Here is a 23,674-nt window from a genome sequence, read left to right as displayed (position 1 = left end):
TTTTAGAAAGAGGTGAACAATTTGTTTGCTTATATAATTAAAAGACTGCTCTGGCTGATACCGGTTGTGATTGGTGTTTCTTTAATTTTATTTGGAATTATGCAGCTGGTTCCTGGAAATCCAGCCGCAATGATGCTGGGTACAAATGCAACTCCAGCGGCAGTGGAAGCTTTAAATGAAAAATTTGGTTTTAATGAGCCATTTCATGTTAGATACTTTTTAATGCTGAGAAATTTCCTGACAGGAGAACTCGATTCTATCTATTATGGAGATGAAGTAATAAATATTATCAGCCGCCGGCTAACAGCTACAATTGAACTAGGCCTACTTTCAATGATCATTGCCGTTCTGGTAGCAATCCCCACAGGAGTTATTGCTGCAGTTAAAAAGAATTCGCTATTTGATTTGGTCAGTATGTTTATTGCTACTATTGGTATTTCGGTGCCGGCTTTTTTTACAGGAATTATTTTTATCTATATATTTTCAGTCTATTTACCTTTTCTGCCTTCTTCGGGTTATGGTGGACGCATCTGGACTCTCAGCGGTTTGAGACATTTAATTTTACCAGCTTTCGCTTTGAGCACAGTTATGATTGCTTCAACCAGTAGAATAACGAGATCTTCAATGCTTGATATAATGAAAGAAGATTATCTGGTAACAGCGCGTTCTAAAGGAGTGGCGGAAAAAATTATTATTTTAAAACATGCTTTTCGGAATGCTTTGATTCCAATTATAACTAATATAGGAAATCAGCTGGCTATGATGTTTGGGGGAGCAATTTTAATTGAATCAGTTTTTGCCTGGCCCGGTGTTGGCAGGCTGGCTGTTAGTGCAGTTGAGGCCAGAGATCAACCTCTGGTTTTTGGTTCAATCTTAATTTTATCGATCCTCTTTGTTTTAGTTAATCTGCTGGTAGATATCATTTATGTTTTTATTAATCCCCAGATTAGCTATAAATAGAAGTAGAATGAGGTGTTGAAATTTGAAAAAGAAAATAATTTTATTTATACTATTATTAATTCAAATATATATAAGTTATCAAAACTGGATTATTGAGGGTAAAATTTGGAGTAAACTGGAATATAAATTTGCTACTGTTTTTTCGGTGTTTATAATAATTTTACTTTTACTTCTGTTGTTAAAAAAGAGCTTTTTCCTCAAATTCAAGGAAAACGCCCTTTATGCAAAAATGTTCAAAGAATTTAATAAGGGTTATGGTGGTAAGATTGCAGTCATAATTCTGGCTTTAATCTTTTACTCAGCTTTTATGGCGCCTTTTATTGCTCCTTACTCTCCGACTGAAATTGATTACAGTAATATGACCTATTCAGCTCCTTCTTTAGAGCACTGGTTTGGCACAGATGATTTTGGAAGAGATATGTTTTCCAGAGTTCTTTACGGTGCTCGGATAGCTTTGGGAGTGGGGTTTGCAGCGGTTTTAGTTAATGCCAGTCTTGGTGTTAGCCTGGGCTTGTTGGCCGGTTATTATGGGGGTAAAGCTGATATGGTTATTATGCGGCTGATAGAGATTTGGAATTCCATCCCTTTTATTTTGCTTGCTCTGGCCATAATTTCTGCGCTGGGAACAGGAATTTTTAATATTATTATAGCCGTTGGAATAACAGGTTTAATAAATTTTTCCAGGCTGACCCGCTCAATTGTTTTACAGATTAAAGAAAAGGAATATGTATCAGCAGCTAAAGCTCTGGGGGCAAGTGATTTAAGGATTCTATATAATCATATTTTGCCTAACTCTATTTCTTCACTGATAGTTTTAGCTACATTGAGAATTGGTATTTCAATTTTAGTTGTTGCAGGTTTAAGCTTTTTAGGTCTGGGAATTCAACCACCTACAGCAGCCTGGGGAACAATGTTAAACAGGGGCCAGGAATATTTGATTCAGGCACCCTGGATGTCAATTTTTCCCGGTCTGGCAATAATTATTACGGTTTTAAGTTTTAACCTGCTTGGAGATGCTTTAAGAGATGCTCTTGATCCACGCCAGCTTGATTAATGTACCCCCACCGTTTACGGAACCAATTTTTTCCATTTGATAATTTAATTTTAGAGGAGTCGATTAGATTCATGTCACAGCAAGAAGAGCGTATAAGTTATAAAAAGAAAATGGAAGCAAAATTAAATGATTCCAGTTTGAAAGCCGGTGTAAAAGATGCAGTGCCAATAATTTTAGGTTATCTTCCGATTGGAATTGCTTATGGAATGCTTGCTGTTAATAAGGGGCTAAGCCCACTACAGACTACAGCGATGTCAATTTTTGTTTTTGCGGGCTCAGCTCAGCTGGTTGCAATTGAAATGATCACTGCTGGAGCAGCGGTGGCAGCAATAATTGCCATGACTTTTCTGGTTAACTTACGCCACCTTTTATTATCCGCTTCTTTAAGTCTTCATCTGAGAAATTTACCGCTATATTATTATCCTTTTTTAGGATTTTTAGTAACTGATGAGTCTTTTGCAGTGGCAATGAGTAAGCTGGAGAGTAAAAAGAAAAAGCAGAGATATTTTTTTGGTCTTGGTTTCACTGCTTATTTAGGTTGGGTTTTTAGTTCGGCTGCAGGAGCTTTTTTGACGGAATTTATCAATTTTGGCAGTGGTGGGGCTCTGGATTTCGTCCTGCCGGCAATGTTTATAGTTCTGCTTGTAATGCAGATCAGTTCCAGAAGTGAAATAATTGTTGCAGTTTTTTCCGGTCTTCTGTCACTGTTTTTTGCTTTGACAGTTGAGGGAAGCTGGAATATCATTTTAGCTACTGTACTGGCAGCGTTTTTAGGGGTGTATATCAGTGGAAATGATTAATTTTATAATTATGATAGCTGGAATGGTAGTTGTGACTTTTATTCCGAGAGTACTGCCGCTCTCACTACTTGGTAATAGGGAGCTGCCTGAGAAAGTAGTTCTCTGGTTGAGCTTTATTCCAGCTGCTGTACTTGCTGCTTTACTGGCGCCTTCGATACTTTTAAAAGAGGGCAGTCTTTATTTGAGCCTGGAAAATACAGCTCTAATTGCTTTTTTTCCAACTTTATTTTTGGCCTATAAGACAAAAAACATTTTTTATACTGTCAGTGGGGGTTTAATTTTCTATTTAGGATTATCATTGATATTTTAAAATTATTTTTAAAGAATTTAAATTGGGGGATTTGAAATGGATATAAAAGTTGATTTATTTAGTGACACAGGTACCAGACCATCTCAGGATATGCGGAGATTTATGGCTGAAGCAGAGGTAGGGGATGAGCAGTTAGGTGAAGATCCGAGTGTTAATCGTCTCTGCCGGATGACCGCTGAAATGCTGGGTAAGGATGATGCTGTATATTTACCTTCTGGTCTAATGGCAAATCAAATTTCTTTTGCTGTTCATACCAGTCAGGGAGATGAAATAATTATGGATCAGACTGCTCATCCGATTCATTATGAAAGTGCTGCACTGGCTGTGATTTCAGGTGCTTCCATTAAACCACTTGCTGGAACAGGCGGGATTTTTACTGCCGAACAGGTTAAGGAAGCAATTAGAGAAAAGGATTATCACAGTCCGCAAACAAAGGTGATTTCTATTGAGCAGACAACCAATCTGGGTGGGGGACGCATCTGGCCTTTAGCAAGAATCAAAGAAATTGCAGAAATCGCTCTCGAAAATGACTTAAAGATGCATATGGATGGAGCACGAATGTTAAACGCTGCAGTCGAAGCAGAAGTTGATCCAGCTGAATATGGTCAGTATTTTGATTCGATCTGGATTGATCTCAGTAAAGGTTTGGGTGCTCCAGTAGGCTCGGTGCTTGCTGGTTCAGCAGAATTTATTGAAGAGGCTCGTTTCTGGAAGCAGAGACTGGGTGGAGCAATGAGGCAGGCAGGTATTATTGCTGCTGGTGGAATTTTTGCCTTAGAACATAATGTAACCCGTTTAAAAGAAGACCATAAGCATGCTAAAATGCTGGCAGAGACTATTGCTGATCAGAAAGGGCTGGAAATTGATCCTACTACAGTTGAAACAAATATTGTCCTCTTTTCTGTGGCTGATGGTAAAGCAGATCTTTATGCTGATGAGCTGCTTAAAAAGGGAATCAGAGTCAGCAGACTTGAGGGTAAATTGCGTGCTGTAACTCATCTGGATTTAAGTTTAGAAGATATTCGTTATGCTGTAAAACATTTTGAAAAAACTGCTAGAGAAATTTTTGCTTAAATTAAATTTAAAAAAAGGCAGGATTTTATCATTCTGTCAAGAATATTTTAATATGACTTAATTAAAAAAAAAGATAAACTTAACTTTATTAAATTTAAAAGAGGAGAGTGAGTCCAATGGAACAGGTGTATGAAAAAAAGCGTGAACAGCTTCTTAGTGATCTCAGTGATATGAGTGAAGTTGCAGAGGAAATGCTGCAGAATGTTATTAAAGCAATGGAAGACCTTAATGTTGAAAAAGCTCACGAAATAATTGAAAGAGATGATGTCCTGGATAACTATTTAATTACAATTGAGGAAGAAGTTTCGCGCTTATTAACTCTTGATCAACCACTGGCAGCTGATACCTGGTTTAGTATTGCAATGATTAAAATTGCCAATGACTTAGAGAGAATTGGAGATCAGGCAACTAATATAGCTGATATTTTACTGGAATTAAAGCATGATGGAATTATGAAACCACTGGTTATGATTCCGGAACTTGCTGATATTGTAACTGATATGCTGGATGTAGTTTTAGAGTCATTTTCAACCAGGAATTCTGATCTGGCAGAAGCAGCCTGTAGAATGGACGAAAAAGCAGATAATCTTTATGATGATATTTACCATAAAGCAATAAAAATGATCAGCAAAAAAGATGATAAGACTGAAATTAAGCAGATAGTTCAACACATCAATTTAGCTAAGGCACTGGAGCGTGTGGGAGATCATGCCACTAATATTGGTGAGGAGACTATCTTTATTGTTACCGGTAAAAGAGTTAAGTATTAAATATATTATTGATTTTTAAAGTATGGAGTATCAAAAACTAAATATTAATTACTAAATAAAAAACGGCCTGTATTTTCTACAGGCCGTTTTTCTGTAACTAGATATTATAATTTTTATTTTAGTAAAATAATACTCCACCTGGACCAATTGGTAAATTAAAGACAAACCAAATAATCAGTAAAATAGTCCACCCTATCATAAAAGCAATTGAATAAGGAACCATTGTAGATATTAAAGTTCCAATTCCAATATCTTCATCATATTTTTTAGCAAAAGCTATGATGATCGCAAAATAGGGCATCAGTGGTGTAATTATATTAGTTGTTGAATCACCGATTCGATAGGCCATCTGAGCAAATTCTGGAGAATAACCAAGCTGCATTAACATTGGCACAAAAACTGGAGCCATAATTGCCCACTTTGCCGACGCACTACCGATAAAGAGATTGATAAAGCCTGCTACTACAATAAATAGTATTATCAGCGGCAGCCCGGTAAAGTTGATTGCCTGCAGAAAATCTGCACCACCAATAGCGAGGATAGTTCCCAGTTTAGACCAGTTGAAATAAGCTACAAACTGACCGGCTGCAAAGGCAAGAGTTATATATCCTCCCATACCTGCCATTGTCTCATCTAAGAATTTAGCAATGTCATCACTATTTTTGATTGAGCCAGTTTTTCTACCATAAGCAAGACCAGGCACGAAAAAGAAAATCGCAATTAAGGGTACCATTCCCCCAACAAAAGGAGTTGAGCCCATTATTAAATTACCTTCATCACTGCGTAAAATTCCATTCTGCGGTACTGTCATAAGTAAGATGATTACAAGTGTCACTCCTAGCCAGACTAAGGCTGATTTGATTCCTGCATTTTCTTTTGCAGTAATTTCCTCTAATTCTTCTTCATGATCTCCTGTATATTCACCAAACCGGGGAGCAACAATATTTTCAGTTACCCAGGTACCAATGACTGTGACTATAAAAGTTGAAGCAACCATGAAATAATAATTGACTGTTGGCGGAATTGTATAACCGGAATCGATTAGCTGGGCAGCTTCCTGGGACAGCCCGGCCAGTAATGGGTCCAGAGTAGAGATTAGTAGATTTGCACTAAAACCTCCAGATACCCCGGCAAAAGCAGCTGCCAGTCCAACGAGTGGATGTCTTCCTTTAGCTGCAAAAATTACTGCTCCTAAAGGAACTAAAACTACATAGCCAGCATCTGAAGCAATATTAGACATAATTCCAGCAAAGATTACAACCGCAGTAATATACTTATCAGGTGCACTTAAAACTGTTTTTTTAAGTACTGCAGCAATCAAACCTGATTTTTCTGCAATCCCAACACCTAACATAGCTACCAGTACCACTCCCAGGGGAGCAAAACCAGTAAAGTTGCTTACCGCTTCAGTAAAGATTCGTCGTATCCCATTTTTCGAGAGCAAGTTGACAGCTCTAATAGTTTCTCCTGTACCAGGATGGGTTACAGCTACTTCAAATAAACTGACAAACCAGGACAGCACAAGTACAAATGCTGATAAAATGAAAAATAGAATAACGGGGTGTGGTAGTTTATTTCCTGTTCTTTCTATTCGATTTAAAAATCGATCTGTTAAACTTAAATCTTTATTATTACTTAGCATATTTTCCTCCTCTAAATTTTTATATAATTTAATACTTTAAGCAAATAAAGTAGGCGGATTATTAAGCCGCATTTTATAGTATATTAAATTTAGAGAAGTTTTTCAAATTATTTAAAAATCGATTTCGTAGTTTAAATTAAATCGAAGATATTAAGTCTTAACCAGCAGAATTTATAACTGCTCTTTTTACAACTTCAGCAGCAAGGATACCTACCTGATTAATATCAGCTTTAATTTTATTTGAGGCCAGCGTGAAAATACTGTCACCATCTAAAAGAGTATGGACAGGATAAATTGTTCTGCTTAAGCCGCTGTGAGCCATCATGGAAACACGATTGGCTTCTGATTTATCTAATAGAGCATTAGTGGCTATTACAACTAGAGTTGTGTTTTCTCTTAAAAAGCCGAGGTTTATTTCTGGCTGATTAATAATTGTCTTTTCTGTATTAATAAAATCACCAGCTTCATTTTTAGCGCCGGCAATAATCTCACCACTGTTCGGATTTTTGATATCACCAAAAGCGTTAACAACTGCTAGAGCAGAAACAGTTAAATCTCCACTTTTATGAGCGGCATGGCCGAGCACTGTTTTGGTTGCCTTATCCATTCCCATGAGCTTACCACAGGTAGCTCCTGCTGCAGCCCCAATACTATGAGCTGTTTGTGCAGAATTGCTGGCACTGGTGCAGGCCTGATAGGCCATTTTCTGATCTGGATAATTATTACTTTTGTACTCTAAATCATAGATAACTGCTGCAGGTACTATAGGTACAACTCCTCCTCCGGTTTGAAAACCGACATTTTTTTCTTTTAGATACTTCATTACTCCACCAGCCGCATCAAGACCGTAGGCACTGCCTCCACTTAAAAAGACGGCATTTGCCTGATCAACCGCAGCTCTGCTGTCTGTTAAAGCTATTTCTCTACTGCCTGGTGCTCCTCCGCGAACTTCTGCCCCAATTGTAAAGTTGCCATCGGCTAAAATCACCGTACAGCCTGTTCCCGAATCCTGATCGTCAGCGTGTCCTATTTTTATACCTTTAACAGCTGTTAAATCATTGTTCATTGATTATCCCCTTTCTAAAATTATTTATTAGATATCTACTAAACATGAATTGGTATATTTATACTTAGTTAATTAATTTTAAATTACTTTCTAATTAAGATTATAACATTTTTAAGGAAAAATTATTAGTCAGTCAGGGAAATAGTTATTTTCTCTCAGTAAAACGGAATACAATTACTTAATATAGAAAATATTTCTTTTCAGAGGCAGGAAAATAGTGTTTTATCGCAAATAATATAATTAAGAGAAGAAACAATTTTCAAAAAAATACGGAGGTGGAATTTGTGAAGTTTAAAAAATTATCGATTACTTTATTAACTCTGATTTTAGTTATGACTCTATCATTTACTATTCTGGCAGAAGAGGTTAATTTAAGGATTTATCATGTAAATGATGTCCATTCCAGAGTAGAAGAAGATGATTATGCTGGAAGTATGGGTTATGCTAAAATGGCAACTCTGATTAAAGAGGCTAGAAGAGAAATGGAAAATGTAATGTTTTTAGATGCTGGAGATACTTTCCACGGTCAGACAATTGCCAATATAAATGAAGGTGAAGCAATCAGCCATATTTTAGATTTAATGGATCTTGATGCTTTAACCTTAGGAAACCATGATTTTAATTACGGACAAGAAAGACTGGAAGAATTAGATTATATGAGTAACTTTCCATTTTTAGCTGCTAACTTAAGTAGAGAAGATGGAGAAGAGATTCCATATGCTGAAGATTATTTAATCAAAGAATATAATGGTGTTAAAGTTGGTGTATTCGGTTTAGTAACTCCTGAGACTGCTTATAAGACTCACCCTAAGAATGTTGAGGGATTAGTCTTTGGAGATCCAGTTGCAGCTGCTAATGAAGTTGTTAATGAATTAAGAAGCCAGGTAGATGTGGTTGTAGCTCTGTCTCACTTAGGAATTAGTGAAGGTAGTGAATACACAAGTAAAATGGTAGCTGAAGAAGTACCTGGAATTGACTTAATTGTTGATGGTCACAGCCATAATGTATTAGAAGAAGGTATGATGGTTAACGATACTATGATTGTAATGGCTGGAGAATATTCTAAATTCTTAGGCTATGTAGATCTTACTGTTGATAATGGAAATGTTTCAGATATAAAAGCTAATTTAATTCCAAGAGAAGATACTGCAGAGGTTGAAGAAGACTTTATAGTTTCTAAAGTTGTAGAAAGAGTAAATAGAGCCAATGACACAATCACCTCTCAGGTAGTTGGAGAAACTGCTGTTGAATTAGATGGTGCCAGAGGTAATGTTCGTACTGGTGAAACCAATCTAGGTAACTTGATTACCGATGCAATGAGAGCTAAGTTTGATGCAGATGCTGCAATCACCAATGGTGGCGGAATTCGTGCTTCAATTGAAGCAGGAGAAGTTACCCAGGGTGATGTTATTACAGTACTACCATTTGGTAATACAACTATCTTAATGGAATTAAGTGGTGCTGATTTAAGAGCTGCTCTAGAACATGGTGTTTCTGAATACCCTGCAACTGAAGGTCTATTCCCACAGGTTTCTGGTATTAAATTTACCTTTGATGGTGATGCTGAACCTGGAAATAGAGTTCAAAAAGTATGGGTAGGCGGCGAAGAATTAGATGAAAATAAAATGTATACTGTAGCAACTAATGACTTCATGAAAGCTGGAGGAGATGGCTACTCAATGTTTGCTGACGCTCCAATAGTCAGTGAAGCTGGCGGCTTAGAAGAAGTATTAATGGAATACATGGAAGCTAATGCTCCTGTAGCCCCAGAAACAGAAGGAAGAATAGTAGCTGAGTAAAATATCAGTTACCGGGTACCACCCGATATATGTTGAATTAAGTCATATGAATTAGAAAAACTACCCCCTGCTGAGCAATTTAGCAGGGGGTTTTCATTCTTAAGATATGTGAAAATAATCATTTGGCCGTAGATTCGATTTAAAGTAACTTTTCTGCTATAATAATGAGTAGATTGCTCAGTTTAAAATGCTTTTGAAGTTTTAGTATTAATTTGGGACTGCAGTATTTTAGAAGATTTTAGGTAATAAATAATTTGAACTTAGGAATAATAAAGGAGTTACTGATAAATTAAATGGAAAAGAAAAGTCAGAATTTGAATGAAAAAAATAAGGAAAAAAAATTAGAGAATCCGCGTGATCAGTTTATGGTAATCTCAAAAGATGATATGCAAAAAAGAGGCTGGGACAAGCTAGATTTTATTATTATTAGTGGTGATGCTTATATTGATCATCCATCTTTTGGCACGGTCATTATTGCCAGAGTGCTTGAGGATGCTGGTTTTAAGGTTGGTATAATTGCTCAGCCTGACTGGAGATCTACAGCTGACTTTAAAAAACTGGGTGAACCCAAATATGGATTTTTAGTTACTGCCGGTAATATGGATTCAATGGTCAATCATTTTTCTGTTTCTAAACACCGCCGCAGTTATGATAATTATTCTCCTGGAGGAGAAAGTGGTCACCGTCCTGATCGGGCGACAATAGTTTACAGCAACCGTCTGCGGGAGGCTTTTGGTGATATTCCAATCATTATTGGTGGAATTGAGGCCAGTCTGCGCCGCTTTGCTTACTATGATTACTGGGATGAAAGTGTCCGACGCTCCATACTTTTTGACAGCCGTGCTGATCTTTTAGTTTATGGAATGGGCGAAAAACAAATCTTAAAGATTGCTGAAAATTTAGAAGCTGGACTGGAAATAAAATATATCAACTACCTTCCAGGGACAGCTTTTATTGCTGATGAGCTGGAATCATTATATGATTATGAGCTTTTACCGTCTTATGAAGAGGTAAAGAATAATAAAAAGCAGTATGCTTATGCCTATAAAATAGAATATTTAGAACAGGATCCAGTTCGCGGTCAGCAGCTGGTACAGCAGCACGGCAACCGTTATCTGGTTCAGAACCCACCGGTTGAACCTCTAAGCCAGGAAGAACTTGACCATGTTTATTCACTGCCCTATCAGCGGGATTATCATCCAATGTATGAGAGAGATGGTGGAGTACCGGCAATCAAAGAGGTTAAATTCAGCCTGGTCAGTTCGCGCGGCTGTTTTGGTGCCTGTTCATTTTGTGCCATTTCTTTTCATCAGGGCAAGATGATGACCGCCCGCAGCAAAAAATCATTAATCGAAGAAGCTAAAAGAATAACTGCAATGGATGATTTTAAAGGTTATATCCATGATGTCGGGGGACCAACAGCCAATTTCCGTCAGCCTTCCTGTACAGCTCAGCTTTCGCGGGGGATGTGTAAGGGGAAGGAATGTATGTTTCCAGCTCCCTGCAGTAAATTGGAAGTGGACCACGAAGAATATTTCGAGATTTTAAGGGAGTTAAGAAAACTACCGGGAGTAAAAAAGGTTTTTGTGCGCTCCGGTATCCGCTTTGATTATCTTTTAGAAGATGAAGAGAGCCGAAAATATTTAAAGGAACTGGCAGAACATCATGTGAGTGGTCAGCTTAAAGTTGCTCCAGAGCATGTTTCAGATAATGTTTTATCTTATATGGGAAAACCAGGAATTGAAGTTTTTGATAAATTTAGAGATGCTTTTTATCAGGTGAATGAAGAAATTGGCCTGGAGCAGTATTTAATTCCCTATTTTATTTCCAGCCATCCGGGAAGTCGGTTGGAAGATGCCGTTGAACTTGCAGAATATTTAAGAGATATTAATCATCACCCGGATCAGGTACAGGATTTCTATCCAACTCCGGGCACAATGGCCACAGCAATGTACTACAGTGGTTATGATCCAAGAACTATGGAAGAGGTTTATGTTGCTAAATCAAAAGAGGCAAAAAAAATGCAGCGAGCCTTACTCCAGTATCATAAGAAGCGAAATCATCAAATTGTGCGCAAGGCTTTAAAGATGGCAGGGCGCAGAGATTTAATTGGTTATGATAAAAAAGCATTAGTACCACCGACTCACTAAATATTTGAGATCTAAGGTTTAATTAGGAGGAATTAATAAATGTCTACAGTTGGCAAAAAAGATAAATATAAGTTATTAATTGATAATTTAAGAGAACTAGAACCATTTATAATTGCCTTTTCTGGAGGAGTTGACAGCACTTTTTTAGCAGCTGCTGCAAAAGAATCCGGGGTGGATTTTGAAGCTGTTACCGTTAATACCCCTTTTGTACCGGATAGAGAAATTAAAGAGGTAGCTGAACTGGTGGCAGGCCTGGAGCTGGACCATCAGCAGCTGGAAGTTGAGCTCGAAGAATTAGAAAAAGCAGTTGAAAATACTCCCGAGCGCTGTTATTACTGTAAAAAGGTGATTTTTAATCAGATTTTAGATTATGCAGCTGGCAGAACTGTAATTGAAGGTTCGAATCTGGATGATCAGGGAGACTATCGTCCTGGCCGCAAAGCTTTAAAAGAGCTGGGAGTTAAAAGTCCTCTGCTTGAGGCCTCTCTGAGCAAAAGTGAGATTCGGGAGCTTTCAAAAAAAATGGAACTTCCAACCTGGGATAAGCCGAGCATGTCCTGTCTGGCAACCAGAGTTTCCTATGACAATCAGATTACAGCTGAAAAACTGGAGAAAATAGAAATTGCCGAAGAATTAATGCATCGAATGGGTTTTGAACAGTTTAGAGTCCGCGATCACAGCAATCTGGCCCGGATAGAGCTGTCAGAGAGTGACCGAGAAAAGATATTAGACTTAAATTTAATGGACAAATTGTCTGATAAATTACAGAAATTAGGGTTTCAATATGTTACCTTAGATCTGTCAGCATATAAAAGTGGCAGTATGAATAAAGAAATTTTGGAGGCAGAAGATGAATAAAGAAGATATCAAAATTTTATTAGAAAAAGTAAAAGATGGTGAAATTGAGGTTGATCAGGCAGCAGCTTCTTTAAAAGATCTTCCTTTTAAGGATCTCGGTTTTGCTAAGGTAGATAATCATCGCAGCCTGCGCAACGGTTTTCCAGAGGTAATTTACTGTGAAGGAAAATCACTTGATGAGATCGAAGGAATTGTAAAGGAAATGCTCAAACATGATAATAATATTTTAGCAAGCAGGGCCAGTAAGGAGATTTATGAGCGGATTAAAGAAATTGCTCCTGAGGCAGTTTATCATCAGCGGCCGGAAATGATTTTTATAGAAAGGCAGCCACTTACTAAAACTCAAAGTAAGATTTTAGTAGTTAGTGGTGGTACCTCTGATATACCGGTCGCAGAAGAAGCCGTAGTAACTGCTGAAGCACTGGGCAATTCAGTTGAGCGGCTCTATGATGTAGGGGTAGCAGGGATTCACAGACTTTTAGGTAATTTAGATAAATTAAACGAAGCAGAAGTTATTATTGCAGTTGCTGGAATGGAAGGTGCTCTGGCCAGTGTTGTTGGAGGCCTGGTTGATAAACCTGTAATTGCTGTGCCGACAAGTGTTGGTTATGGTGCTAATTTTGGTGGAGTTTCAGCTTTGCTGACTATGATTAACAGCTGTGCCAGCGGTATTGGAGTAGTAAATATTGATAATGGTTTTGGAGCAGCTTACTTGGCCAGCACAATTATTTTACAGATAGAGAAAGCAAGGAAGGATGGATAAATTAATATGAAAACAGAAAATATACTGTATTTTGACATAAATTCCGGAATCAGTGGAGATATGACAATAGCTTCTTTACTTGATCTGGGAGTTGATAAAGATAAATTTTTGAATGAACTGAAGAAATTAAAGCTTGCGGGTTATGAAATTGAGATTTCTACAGTGCAGAAAAATGGGATTACAGCTGCAGATTTTAAAGTTATTTTAGAAGATGAAAGCCACCCAGATCTGGTAGAAGATTCTGGTCATTCTCATGACCACAGTCATAATCATAGTGACCACTCTCATGATCATGATGGCCACCCACATGAACATCATGAAGGAGGCTGTCAGGGCTGCGGCAATCATGACCACCACCATGATGATCACAGCCATTCAAATTCTGATCACCAACACGACCATTTAGATCATAATCACAACCATGGAGAAGGTCATTCTCACAGTCATGAGCACAGCAGCAACCATGTTCACCGCAACTTCAATGATATTAAGAAATTAATAAACCAGAGTCAGCTTAATCAAAATGTAAAGGATTTAAGCATAGAAATTTTTGCTAAAGTAGCAGAGGCGGAAGCTAAAGTGCATAACAAGAAAATAGATGAGGTGCATTTTCACGAAGTTGGAGCAGTTGATTCGATTGTCGATATTGTCGGAGCGGCAATTTTAGTTGATTTAATAAACCCTGACCATATCTACGCATCTCCAGTACCGCTTGGTACAGGCTTTGTCGATGCAGCCCACGGCAGAATTCCGGTTCCCGCACCAGCAACAATTGAAATTTTAAAAGATGTACCGGTATATTCAACTAATATCAGAGGGGAACTGGTTACCCCAACTGGAGCTGCAATTATTAAAACTCTGGCAGAAGAATTTATTGAGCTGCCGGAAGTTGAAATAGAAAAAATTGCTTATGGAGCTGGCAAAAAGGATTTTGAGATTACAAACCTGCTGCGGGTTTATCAGGCTAAAAAAAAACTAAAAAAAAGTTATTAATTTTAGAAACAAACATTGATGATATGAGCGGAGAAATTTACTCCTATCTTTTCCCAAAACTGCTAGCTGCAGGAGCCAGAGATGTTTATTTAACCAATATCATGATGAAAAAGAACCGTCCAGCACAAAAGCTGACAGTACTAAGTCCTGCAGAAAAACAGCAGGAGCTGGAAGAGATTATTTTTAAAGAAACTACAACTTTAGGTATTAGACACCGTGAAGTTAAGAGGAGCTGTCTGGAGCGGAAATACTTTGAGCTGGATTCTACAATGGGTAAGGTGACAATCAAAGCAGCCTATTATGAAGGTAAACTAATTAAGTATTCTCCAGAATATGAAGAGTGTAAGGAGATTGCTGTCAGAGAGAGGGTCAGGCTGCAGGATGTTTATGATCTCTTAAAAAAAGAAGCAGCTGAGCAGTTGTTTTAATTTATTATTAAGCTCCAAAAAATAATACAGATATTTTGTTTTTTTAAGTGTCAGTTAGCTGATTTGATTCAGCCGCTGGCGCTTTTTTTCTTTCTAAGCAGGAATCAGCTTTATTATCCAGAAATGTAATAGTAGCACGAAAAATTATTTTGTGTCACGAAAGGTGGTTTCAAATGTCAGACTTAAAAAGATTTGGAGTTTCCATAGAAGAAAATTTGCTTAAAAAATTTGATCAGTTAAATGAGGGAATTTATAATAATCGTTCTGAAGCAATTAGAGATCTGATTAGAAATAAAATAATTGAAGAAAAAAACACCAAAGAAGATCAAAATGTTGTAGGAACAATTACTCTAATTTATGATCATCATCAAAGTGGTCTAACTGATAAAATGAATCAGCTGCAGCACGATTATCACTGCCTCTTTAAGACAAATCTGCATTTACATTTAGATAGACACTTTTGTCTGGAAGTAATAGTTGTCGAAGGGCTGCACAGCAAATTAAGAAAAATAAGTTCTAAATTAATTGCTCTAAAAGGTATTAAACACGGTAAACTAACTGTAACTAAAATAGAAGGAGTGGGAAAATAATTGTCATATTCAAAACAGAAAAATAAAATTAGATTAAATTTAGTAATTGCACTGATAGTTATCAGTTTATTTAGCATTTCAGCTGGAGCCAAAACTTTAACTGATCTGGCAGATCGAAAACTTAGTCTTCCAGATAAGATAGAAAGAATTGTAGCTATCGGACCGGGAGCGTTAAGGATGGTAGTTTATCTTGAGGCAGAAAATATGGTTGTAGGAGTGGAAGAATTTGAAAAAAGGAATCAGCAGCGCCCCTATATAATTGCTCATCCAGAACTGACCAAATTGCCGGTAATTGGACCTCAGTTTGGAGGAGATGCAGAATTAATTGCCGCTCAAAATCCTGATTTAATTATTTCATCTTATCTGAGTCAGGCTGAAATGAATAATTTACAGGCTAAGACTTCAATACCGGTTATTTCAATTAATGATGGTTCTCCAGGTTCGATGACTGAAGCTGAATTGAAGATGGCTCTGAAATTTTTGGCAGAGATATTGAATAAAAATGATCGAGCAGAGGAGCTAATTAATATTTTTGATCAGCACAAAAATGAACTAAAAAGTAGAACCAGTAATTTAGACTTAGGAATGAATGTCTATATTGGTGGAATAGGTAACAAAGGTGCTCAGGGTATTACTTCCACTGAGGCAAATTATCCCCCCTTTGAATATCTGGGTCTTAATAATATTATTGAAGATGATAAAAAAAGTAACTTCACAATCAGTAAAGAGAGATTGCTGCTGGAAAATCCTGAGCTGATTTTTATAGATCAGGGTGGAATCGAATTGGTAGAGCAGGATTTAAAAAGAGAAGAATTCAAATATTTAAAAGCTTATCAGGAAAATGAAATTTATCAGCTTTTACCATACAATCACTATACAACTAACTTTGCAACAATGTTAGCTAATTCTTATTTTATTGCTGAAACATTGTACCCAGAAGCATTTAAAATGCTGGAAGCGAAAGAAAAAGCGAATCAAATTTATAAGCAATTCGTTGGACAGCCAGTATATTCTGAGATGGCAGAAATTTTTGGCGGCTTTAAAAAGATGAAATTAAATTAAAATAATAAATTTGATAGAGGTAGATTTATGGATAATAATTTAAGTGTAGAAGATCTTTTGAAAAAAGAAAAAAAGAATTCTAAAAAAATATTAATGTTAAGTTTAGTACTTCTGCTGCTGATTGTTTTAGCTGCTATTTACTCTCTATTTGTAGGTGCAGCCAGACTTGAATTCAGTGATTTATTAAGAGTTGTTTTTCAAGGGGAAAGAGGGATGATTTATAATATTATCTGGAATATCAGACTGCCGGCTATTTTAACTTCACTGGCAGCAGGGATGGGACTGGCTCTGGCTGGAGCCGTTATGCAGAGCACCCTTAAAAACTCACTTGCCTCACCGTTTACTTTAGGAATTTCACATGCTGCTGCCTTTGGAGCTGCTTTTGCTATTGTAGTTGTTGAACCTGAAAATTCAACTATCTTTTCATTTTTAGATGGAGTTTATCTACCTGCACTTTCAGCCTTTCTTTTCTCACAGCTGGCAGTGATAACAGTTCTAACAATCAGCGCCAGGCAGCAGGCCGGAAGAGAAACTATAGTTTTAGCTGGAATTGCGCTTTCTTCTTTATTTACAGCAGGTACTACAGCTTTGGAATTTTTTGCAGATGATTTAGAACTTGCTTCAGTTATTTACTGGACATTTGGGGATCCAGGCCGGACAAACTGGAATCAATTTATAGTCATAGTTTTTGTACTTCTTTTGACACTATTTTATTTTATTTATCAGGGTTGGAATTATGGTGTTTTAAATTCGGGTGATGAGCTGGCAGCAAGTCTGGGAGTTGATTCAAATAGACTGAGGTTGATTGCAATGACAGTCTCCTCAATTTTAACTTCAGTTATTATTTCCTTTGTTGGGGTAATTGGTTTTATAGGCCTGGTTACTCCCCATATTATTAGAAAAATTGCAGCTGGAAATCAGCGTCAGCTTTTTTTAAATTCTGCTCTAGCAGGAGGCCTGCTTTTAATTATCGCAGACAATCTGGCGAGAACATTATTTAGACCTATTGTCTTACCGGTAGGGGTTTTAACTGCATTTTTAGGAGCACCACTTTTTATTTATTTAATTATTAAAGGGAGGCAGTTTTGATGTTTTTAGAAATTAAGGCGCTAAATTTTTCTTATACTGAAGAAAATATTTTAAAGAGGATAAATTTAAATGTGCAAAAAGGTGAATTGATTACCTTAATTGGCCCTAATGGATCAGGGAAGAGTACACTTTTAAAATGTATTAATAACTATCTTCAAATCAATCAGGGTAAGATAAAAATTAAGAATAAAGAGATATCAGAGTACACTCAGAGAGAACTGGCTCAAATAATAGCCTATGTGCCTCAGGCAGCTGAAGATATATCAAAATTAAATGTTTTTGAAACAGTATTAATGGGCAGAAAACCTCACAGCAGCTGGAAAGCCAGCAGAGAAGATAAGAAAATAACTGCTAAAGTAATTGGAGAGATGGGTCTGGAATCGATTGCTTTTAAGAATCTGAATGAGCTGAGCGGTGGTCAGAGACAGAAAGTTTTTATTGCCAGAGCAGCGGCGCAGAAAGCGGAACTGATTTTACTGGATGAGCCGACAAATAATCTTGATTTAAAACATCAATTAGAAATTTTTAATCTAATCAGAAAAGAAGTTAAAAACGGCAAAACAGCAATAGTCACAATGCATGATCTATCACTGGTCAGCCGTTTTAGTGACCGAATAATTATGCTTAAAAATGGAAAGGTTTTTTCCGATGGTAACCAAAACTCTTTATCAGCAGCTAAAATCAACTCTGTTTATGGGGTTGAAGTTAGCTTAAAAGAGCATAATGGTAAAAAGATAATAATACCAGAAAAAGTAGTCTAACTTTTAGATTTTGCCTGGAAAGTTGTAATAATTTTAATTGAGATAACCAAAATAGAGAGACCAGCAGTAATAATAATTGTCATACCAGGCAGTTGATAATTCAGCTGAGCACCGATAATACCAATATAGGCCCAGATAACAACCAGGGCAAAGGCTATATTTTTGTATTTATCTAAAATTTTAACTGCAATAGCCAGCCCGGTTAAGATACCAATAATTGCTGCGATATTGAGAAAGTTAGCAGGCCAGTTATCATTATAATAGACTAAGAGTGCCATGAAATTTGCAATTGAGGCTACTGTAACCCAGGCGGTATAGATACTAAAAGGCAGTTTAAGGCCGATATACTCTGAAAGAGAATAATTTTGATATTGATGCAGCCTCTTAAATATTTGGAAAAGCGATAAAGGCAGTATTAAAATTACTAACATTGATAAAGGAATAGAAAGATTATGCCAGAGATAAAGCCAGCTTCCATTAGCAATCGAAGCAATAATAAAATATGGCCCTGTAGAAAACTCCTGATTAATTTTACCTTTACCAACAAACTGATAAACTATAAAAATTATTAGCAGAGTATAAATTACTCCCCAGATGGAAAAGGTAAAGCCAGCAGGTGTAAATGGATTTTGATATAGATCAGATACTTCTCCACTTGAAATTCCATTAATCGGCAGGTAATTTGCCAGGAAATTGACAAAGATTGTAAGCAGTAAAAAGATTAAATTGGTTATTTTTAGAGTCATTTTATTTTTTTGCATTAACTCACCCCTCAAGTAAATTATTTAGAACCTATTTTTTTATATAAAACAGCCGCCGAAAAAGCTGTTATTGGTATAGTAATAATACGTAATATTTCTATACTTCTTTTTAACTTCTGTAAGTCCTGCAAAAATAATATTATATTAGCACATTATCATGCTAAAGAACAAAAGAAATAATTTTGAAAAAATTTGCACAAAACCCTTGCATAATTATTTAAAAGTAGTATAATGAAATTGAACCGACAGAGAGTGAGTAGCGGAGTTAACTATTAGGTCGGTGGATTATATTATTGGAACAAGTAGATGTGCAGCGAGTATGTTCCCTACTAAAATTATTAAAGGGGGCATTACTAATGAAAACTATTTTTAAGCACAAGCGCGCTCACAAGGACTATTCTGATCAGGTGAAGGTTAATACCAAGACTGACACAGAAGAACATGTTAAGTTAAAAGATAGCGCCTTGATGGATTACTACATGATGGGTGGCTATTAAAATTAAAGACTAGTATTAAAACCCTGGGGCTAGATGCCTCAGGGTTTTTTTCATGTTTAAAAACAAAAATCATTTAAACAAAAAAATTGGGATAATAGTTTGACTTTTTAAAATACTGCTGTTATAATCATTTATGGAAGCGGTTCCATATTATTTTTTATATTTCTTGGAAGTGGTTCCATAAAACAAAATCTTAAGGGGGATTAATTTAATGAAGAGTTTAAGTTCGATTATGACAGTTGTTTTAGTTCTGGTTATGCTTGTAGGCCTCAGTGCAGCTGGTTTTGCTCAGGAAGTGGAATTAGAGTTTTTTCAGAATAAGAGAGAAGCTGTTGAAACTTTTGACAAACTAATTGAAAAATTTGAAGAAGAGAATCCCAATATTGATATTGAACAGAATCATGTTCCAGAAGCAGAAACAGTTTTAAAATCTAGATTGGCTAAAAATAATATTCCAGATATTATGGGTCTGGGAGGTAATTTTACTTATGGCCAAATTGCTGACGCTGGAATACTAAAGAATTTTGATCAGGCTTCATATTTAAGTAACACTCAAACGGCCTATCAGGAAATGCTTCAGGATTTACATGAAGGAAGCACTAACTACGGTGTTCCTTATACAGCAAATGCAAATACAGTTTTATACAATAAAGATAAGTTTGAGGAATTAGGACTGGATATTCCACAGACCTGGGATGAATTTATCGAAACAGCGGAAACTATTCAGGAAAATGATGGAACTCCTTTTTATCTAACATTTAAGGATGCCTGGACAATTATGGTACCCTGGAATTTCTTAGCAGCAAATCTGCATGGAGAAAACTTTATTGAAGAAAGAACAGAAAATGAAACTACTTTTAAATCCAGATATGAAGAAGTTTCAGAAAAATTATATAAATTATTAGATTATGGCCAGGATGATGTATTTGGTTTTGGTTATGATCAGGGAAATCAAGCTTTTGCCAATGGAGAATCATTTATGTATATTCAGGGTGTCTGGGCAATTAATCCTATTTTAGAATCAAATCCTGATTTAAACCTGGGAGCTTTTGCAATGCCAGTTGTTAATGATGCAGAAGAAAATATGCTAGTTTCTGGTGTAGATACTGTTCTGACAATGAATAAAAACACTGATCATCCTGAAGCGGCTGAAAAGTTCATTCAATTCTTACTTGAAGAAGAAAATGCACAATTCTATATTGATGAACAGATGACTTTCTCTGCAGTAGAAAATGTATTTCAGGAAGATCCAACAGTTGTTGATTTAAAGACATATTTTGAAAGTGGGAAGATTGCGCCTTTCCCTGATCATTACTATCCATCTGGAATGCAGGTTCCTAACTTAATTCAAGGTTTCCTACACGAAGGTGATGTGGAAGAATTCTTAAATACTCTTGATTCAGAATGGAATAAGGTACAGTCCAGATAAGAAGTTAAAGTCTTTAATATAGGAGTTCTTCTCAAAATGAGGAGGACTCCTTAATTATAGAAGGAGGAGAAAGTAATGAAAAAAACTTCATCCATATTTTACTGGATGACAATACCGGCATTTATACTATTTTTTGTTTTTCACACACTTCCGGCTCTACAGGGGATATTTTATAGTTTTACAGATTACATAGGATTTGGAGACTATGGTTTTGTTGGATTTAGAAATTTTATTAATCTATTGAATGATGGAAGAGCTTTTGATGCTTATATTTTCACATTTAAATTTGCTATTGTATCAACAATTATAGTAAATATACTGAGTTTATTAATTGCTTTAGGCTTAAATGCAAAAATTAAGTTTAAAGATACTTTTAGAGCAATTTATTTTGTTCCATATATGTTGAGTATATTAGTTGTTGGTTATATTTTTAATCATATTTTTACATTTATAGTTCCAGAAATTGGCCGCAACCTGGGGATAGATATTTTAAGCAAAAATATTTTAGGTAATATGGATTTAGCCTGGGTTGGAGTAGTTATTCTTGCTGTCTGGAATTCCAGTGGGTTTAATACTCTGTTATATCTATCTGGCTTACAAACAGTTCCAGATGAATTATATGAGGTAGCTAAAATAGATGGTGCAGGTAAATGGGATCAGTTTAAGCATATTACATTTCCGTTGATTGCTCCTTTTTTCACCATTAATATTGTTATTTCTATGCGCGGGTTTTTAATGGTTTTTGACCATATTATGGCTTTAACTCAGGGAGGACCTGGACGGGCAACAGAATCGATAACATTACTTATTTATAATGGTGGTTTTATGGGTGGAGAATTTGCCTATCAAACTGCAAATGCAGTTGTCTTTTTAATTGTAGTTTTATCTATTTCTTTATTCCAGATCAAAGTACTGCAGAAACGTGAGGTGGATTACTAATGAAAGAGAAAACAAATTGGTGGGCGACAGGTTTACTTCTTTTAGGATCATTTATTATAATAATTCCACTCTATATGGCTTTAATAGTTTCACTAAAAAACCCACAGCAGCTGGCAGAATCGATACTGGCCGTACCGGATACTTTTCAATTTCGTAATTATCTAGAAGCAATTAAACTGACTAATTATTTTCAGAGTTTAAAAAACAGTGCTTATGTTACTATTCCAACGGTGGCAATTGTATTGGTTGTTAATTCAATGGTTTCTTATGCTATAGCAAGAAATATGCATAAAAAATATTTTAAATTTCTATATTTCTATTTTATTAGTGCAATGTTTATACCATTTCCTTTAATTATGCTGCCTTTAGTTAAAGAAATGGCAATGATTAGCCTTGATAATCTTCATGGTCTTATATTATTATATATAGTATATGCCCTACCCTTAAATGTTTTTATTTATGTAGGTTATATAAAAACTCTACCAAAAAGTATAGAAGAAGCGGCTATAATAGATGGTGCAAATGTCTGGCAGATTTTTTGGAGGATTATATTTCCTGTACTTAAACCAATTAATGCCACAGTGGCAATTTTAACTGCTTTAAAGGCCTGGAATGACTTCTTATTACCATTATTGATGATTAGTGATCGTTCCAGTATGACATTACCCTTAGTTCAACATGTTTTTCAATCACAGTTTAGTACAGATTATAGTTTAGCTTTTGCTTCTTATATACTTGCATTACTCCCTATGCTATTGGTTTATATTATTGCACAAAAGAAAATAATCAGTGGAGTTATGAGGGGATCAGTGAAAGGATAATTAATAGTATGGCTAAAGATAAGGTTAATATTTATGATGTAGCAAAAAAAGCTGGAGTTGGGATTGGAACAGTTTCAAGAGTTCTTAATAACAGTCAAAAAGTTAAAGAAGAAACTAGAGATAAAGTCCTGGAAGTAATGAAAGAACTAAATTATCGTCCTAATAAGTTAGCACAGAATCTGGCAAGCCAAACTGCCAATGCGATTGCAGTTATTGTACCAACTTTTATTGATCATTATTTTGTCGAAGTATTAAAAGGAATTCAGGATGCTTTGGAGGAAGAAAAAATTGATTTAATATTATACAAGATTGATAAAGATGAAAAAATGATGGATAAGATTATGGATATAGTGCAGAGTAAAAAGGTAGATGGTATTGCAGCTGTGACAATGGATATTTCAAAGCACGATTATAAAGCATTATTAAAAGAGGATGTACCGGTAGTACTTGCAGATGAAAACACATCTGACTTTCATTCAATCTATTTGGATGATATTAAGGGTGCTGAAATGGCAATTAATTATCTGCTAAATTTGGGACATAAAAAGATTGCTTTTATAGATGGTTTAAAAGAAAGTCAGCATGGAAGTGATCGTCTTAAAGGTGTAAAAAAAGCTCTTGGATCAAAAAACCTGCAGCTGGCTTCTGAACTTTTAAAATTTGGAGATTTTCATACTGAAGACGGCTATCAATCAATGCAGGAGATCCTTTCCCTTCCGGAAGAAAAATGGCCGACAGCAGTTTTTGCCGCTTCTGACAATCAGGCAATCGGTGTCCTGCAGGCTATGGAAGAAAAAAAGCTCAAGGCTCCAGATGATATTGCAGTAGTCGGTTATGATAATATAGAATTGGCTAAATATCTAAAGATCACAACAATCTGGCAGCCCATGTATCAGTTAGGACACCTGACTATTGAAGTGCTGCTTAAAGCAATTAATGGAGAAATAGAAGGTAAATTCAGTAAAGAGTTAGAATTAAAATTACTGAAACGAGAAACTGCTTAAAATAATAACTTTTTTCTGATATGATATTATTTATAAATATAAAATAAATTGAAG

Annotated in this window: 24 protein-coding genes; 21 read left to right on the top strand and 3 right to left on the bottom strand. The window is 36.0% G+C overall.

Annotated features, from left to right (window positions below; all coding sequences use genetic code 11):
* Positions 1-21 precede the first annotated feature (21 nt).
* The 6 genes from C8C76_RS08675 (at position 22) to phoU (ending at position 4,968) form a co-directional block, all read left to right on the top strand.
* Positions 22-960, top strand: coding sequence for an ABC transporter permease (locus C8C76_RS08675; protein WP_108140749.1), 939 nt, complete (start codon positions 22-24; stop codon positions 958-960).
* A gap of 22 nt (positions 961-982) precedes the next feature.
* Positions 983-2,014, top strand: a complete 1,032-nt coding sequence (locus C8C76_RS08670; protein ID WP_108140747.1) for an ABC transporter permease — start codon at positions 983-985, stop codon at positions 2,012-2,014.
* A 71-nt stretch (positions 2,015-2,085) separates the two neighbouring features.
* Positions 2,086-2,814: an AzlC family ABC transporter permease gene (locus tag C8C76_RS08665; RefSeq protein WP_108140745.1), complete on the top strand. Its 729-nt coding sequence runs from the start codon at positions 2,086-2,088 to the stop codon at positions 2,812-2,814.
* Positions 2,807-3,124 carry an AzlD domain-containing protein gene (locus C8C76_RS08660; RefSeq protein ID WP_258222462.1) on the top strand — a complete coding sequence of 106 codons (318 nt, stop codon included), beginning with the start codon at positions 2,807-2,809 and terminating at the stop codon, positions 3,122-3,124. Before C8C76_RS08665 ends, C8C76_RS08660 begins: the two co-directional genes overlap by 8 nt.
* A 36-nt stretch (positions 3,125-3,160) precedes the next feature.
* On the top strand, positions 3,161-4,198 hold the full coding sequence (locus C8C76_RS08655; protein ID WP_108140741.1) for a threonine aldolase family protein: 1,038 nt from the start codon (positions 3,161-3,163) through the stop codon (positions 4,196-4,198).
* 116 nt (positions 4,199-4,314) lie between these two features.
* Positions 4,315-4,968 carry a phosphate signaling complex protein PhoU gene (gene phoU / locus C8C76_RS08650; protein ID WP_108140739.1) on the top strand — a complete coding sequence of 218 codons (654 nt, stop codon included), beginning with the start codon at positions 4,315-4,317 and terminating at the stop codon, positions 4,966-4,968.
* A gap of 118 nt (positions 4,969-5,086) precedes the next feature.
* Here the strand turns inward: phoU and C8C76_RS08645 are convergent, their stop codons facing one another.
* Positions 5,087-6,610 carry an AbgT family transporter gene (locus tag C8C76_RS08645; RefSeq protein ID WP_108140737.1) on the bottom strand — a complete coding sequence of 508 codons (1,524 nt, stop codon included), beginning with the start codon at positions 6,608-6,610 and terminating at the stop codon, positions 5,087-5,089.
* A gap of 157 nt (positions 6,611-6,767) precedes the next feature.
* Positions 6,768-7,676, bottom strand: coding sequence for a P1 family peptidase (locus C8C76_RS08640; protein ID WP_108140735.1), 909 nt, complete (start codon positions 7,674-7,676; stop codon positions 6,768-6,770).
* Between the two features lie 284 nt (positions 7,677-7,960).
* On the opposite strand from C8C76_RS08640, the gene C8C76_RS08635 reads away from it, so the two are divergent.
* The 10 genes from C8C76_RS08635 (at position 7,961) to C8C76_RS08590 (ending at position 18,169) form a co-directional block, all read left to right on the top strand.
* A complete protein-coding gene (locus C8C76_RS08635; RefSeq protein WP_108140733.1) occupies positions 7,961-9,475 on the top strand; it encodes a bifunctional metallophosphatase/5'-nucleotidase in 1,515 nt (504 codons plus the stop codon).
* Positions 9,476-9,840: 365 nt separating this feature from the next.
* Positions 9,841-11,625, top strand: a complete 1,785-nt coding sequence (locus C8C76_RS08630; protein ID WP_375135297.1) for a YgiQ family radical SAM protein — start codon at positions 9,841-9,843, stop codon at positions 11,623-11,625.
* A gap of 39 nt (positions 11,626-11,664) precedes the next feature.
* The gene (gene larE / locus C8C76_RS08625) at positions 11,665-12,483 is read left to right on the top strand and encodes an ATP-dependent sacrificial sulfur transferase LarE (protein WP_108140729.1); all 819 of its coding nucleotides are present in this window, start codon (positions 11,665-11,667) and stop codon (positions 12,481-12,483) included.
* Positions 12,476-13,246 (top strand): nickel pincer cofactor biosynthesis protein LarB, encoded by a 771-nt coding sequence (gene larB / locus C8C76_RS08620; RefSeq protein ID WP_108140727.1) that lies wholly within the window; start codon positions 12,476-12,478, stop codon positions 13,244-13,246. Before larE ends, larB begins: the two co-directional genes overlap by 8 nt.
* Positions 13,247-13,252: 6 nt before the next feature.
* Positions 13,253-14,239 carry a LarC family nickel insertion protein gene (locus C8C76_RS08615; RefSeq protein WP_108140725.1) on the top strand — a complete coding sequence of 329 codons (987 nt, stop codon included), beginning with the start codon at positions 13,253-13,255 and terminating at the stop codon, positions 14,237-14,239.
* Positions 14,240-14,262: 23 nt separating this feature from the next.
* Complete coding sequence (larC, locus tag C8C76_RS15270) at positions 14,263-14,667, top strand: nickel insertion protein (protein WP_108140723.1); 405 nt, start codon at positions 14,263-14,265, stop codon at positions 14,665-14,667.
* A gap of 173 nt (positions 14,668-14,840) precedes the next feature.
* Complete coding sequence (gene nikR, locus C8C76_RS08605; RefSeq protein ID WP_108140721.1) at positions 14,841-15,257, top strand: nickel-responsive transcriptional regulator NikR; 417 nt, start codon at positions 14,841-14,843, stop codon at positions 15,255-15,257.
* Positions 15,258-16,319 (top strand): iron ABC transporter substrate-binding protein, encoded by a 1,062-nt coding sequence (locus tag C8C76_RS08600; protein ID WP_258222460.1) that lies wholly within the window; start codon positions 15,258-15,260, stop codon positions 16,317-16,319.
* A 27-nt stretch (positions 16,320-16,346) separates the two neighbouring features.
* Positions 16,347-17,408 carry a FecCD family ABC transporter permease gene (locus C8C76_RS08595; protein ID WP_108140719.1) on the top strand — a complete coding sequence of 354 codons (1,062 nt, stop codon included), beginning with the start codon at positions 16,347-16,349 and terminating at the stop codon, positions 17,406-17,408.
* Complete coding sequence (locus C8C76_RS08590; RefSeq protein WP_108140717.1) at positions 17,408-18,169, top strand: ABC transporter ATP-binding protein; 762 nt, start codon at positions 17,408-17,410, stop codon at positions 18,167-18,169. Before C8C76_RS08595 ends, C8C76_RS08590 begins: the two co-directional genes overlap by 1 nt.
* Here the strand turns inward: C8C76_RS08590 and C8C76_RS08585 are convergent.
* Positions 18,166-18,930, bottom strand: a complete 765-nt coding sequence (locus C8C76_RS08585; RefSeq protein ID WP_108140715.1) for a tryptophan-rich sensory protein — start codon at positions 18,928-18,930, stop codon at positions 18,166-18,168. The two genes, C8C76_RS08590 and C8C76_RS08585, sit on opposite strands and share 4 nt — an antisense overlap.
* A gap of 356 nt (positions 18,931-19,286) precedes the next feature.
* Here C8C76_RS08585 and C8C76_RS15140 point away from each other — a divergent pair, with 356 nt between their 5' ends.
* The 5 genes from C8C76_RS15140 to C8C76_RS08565 all read left to right on the top strand — a co-directional run bounded on the left by C8C76_RS15140 (position 19,287) and on the right by C8C76_RS08565 (position 23,620).
* Complete coding sequence (locus C8C76_RS15140) at positions 19,287-19,427, top strand: hypothetical protein (protein ID WP_181248182.1); 141 nt, start codon at positions 19,287-19,289, stop codon at positions 19,425-19,427.
* 211 nt (positions 19,428-19,638) lie between these two features.
* On the top strand, positions 19,639-20,856 hold the full coding sequence (locus C8C76_RS08580; protein ID WP_258222459.1) for an ABC transporter substrate-binding protein: 1,218 nt from the start codon (positions 19,639-19,641) through the stop codon (positions 20,854-20,856).
* 75 nt (positions 20,857-20,931) lie between these two features.
* Positions 20,932-21,795, top strand: a complete 864-nt coding sequence (locus C8C76_RS08575) for a carbohydrate ABC transporter permease (RefSeq protein ID WP_108140713.1) — start codon at positions 20,932-20,934, stop codon at positions 21,793-21,795.
* Positions 21,795-22,616: a carbohydrate ABC transporter permease gene (locus tag C8C76_RS08570; RefSeq protein WP_108140711.1), complete on the top strand. Its 822-nt coding sequence runs from the start codon at positions 21,795-21,797 to the stop codon at positions 22,614-22,616. Before C8C76_RS08575 ends, C8C76_RS08570 begins: the two co-directional genes overlap by 1 nt.
* Positions 22,617-22,624: 8 nt before the next feature.
* Positions 22,625-23,620 (top strand): LacI family DNA-binding transcriptional regulator, encoded by a 996-nt coding sequence (locus C8C76_RS08565; protein ID WP_108140709.1) that lies wholly within the window; start codon positions 22,625-22,627, stop codon positions 23,618-23,620.
* Positions 23,621-23,674 lie beyond the last annotated feature (54 nt).

The sequence above is a fragment of the Halanaerobium saccharolyticum genome, assembly GCF_003053565.1.
GTDB classification, from domain to species: domain Bacteria; phylum Bacillota; class Halanaerobiia; order Halanaerobiales; family Halanaerobiaceae; genus Halanaerobium; species Halanaerobium saccharolyticum_B.
Note: the sequence above shows the minus strand (reverse complement) of the source record. Positions and strands in the feature narration are given on the sequence as shown.